The sequence below is a fragment of the Brachyspira sp. genome (assembly GCF_050873525.1).
Lineage (GTDB): Bacteria > Spirochaetota > Brachyspiria > Brachyspirales > Brachyspiraceae > Brachyspira.
Window position 1 is genome coordinate 1 of the sequence record NZ_JBNMIZ010000365.1, and the last position, 1007, is coordinate 1007.

1 pseudogene is annotated in these 1007 nt (G+C 22.5%); it reads left to right on the top strand.

Annotated elements, in window-relative coordinates:
* Positions 1-1007, top strand: a pseudogene (locus ACR0QS_RS13360) (SWIM zinc finger family protein); the annotation flags it as partial.

Below are 1007 nucleotides of genomic sequence, written 5' to 3' on the forward strand. Positions count from 1 at the left end.
AAGAATATACGGAAGAAAATTTTTTAATTTCTTTAACCAATAAAGGAATATACAACCGAGCTTTAAAAGATATTAAAAATATAAAAAATATAAAACTTGAAGAAGCGGAAAATAAAATAAAAATTTCATTCGACAATATTCAAATATTTTTTACGGAAAATATAAAAGAAACTATTTGCAATTGTCCTTCTCAAAAAATATGCAAACATGTAATTATTGCTTTATTATATATAAAAGAATTGACAAAAGATTTTAAAAATGAAAATAAAATTTCTAATGAAAAAATTTTTGAAGAATCAAATAATTTAAAAACTAAAAATACAAAAAGAAAATCAAAAGAAAAAAAGAAAATTATCAATTCGGATATTTTAGAATTTTCAAAAAATTTTATAGAAAATATTTTTGCAAAAGGATTTTATGCATGCAATGAAAAAGATTTTGATACAGCCGAACAAATAGCCACAAAATTAAATATTGCCGATATTCCAGAACTTGCAAAACTTTTTAGGAGCTTGTCTCAAAGTATTGAAGCTATGATAAATAAAAAAGCGTTTTTCAATAAAATATTCGTAATGAAAACTTTATCGAAAATCTACAATACGATTAATACTATAGAAAATGCAAAAAAAAATAATGACGAAACCGCTATTAAATTACTCTCGGGAGAAATTAAAAGCGCATATATTAAAAAATCTGCGGGAGAGTTTATAGGATTGGGCGCTTATTCTTGGATTTCGCCTTCGGGTTATTTCGGTTTGACTTCTATTCTTTACGATTTGATTTCAAAAAAAATTTGTTTTTATTCTTATACGCTTCCGACTTTTTATGATAATTCAAAAAATTCTCAAAATTTTTATGATAATATTATTTCAAATTATTATAAAAAAATTCACTGGGAAAATAATATTTCAATAGAAACAATTTCAAAATATAAAATAAAATTGACGAATTATAAAATAAATAACGAAAATAGAATTTCCTCGAGTAAAAAAACTTCTGTAATTGTA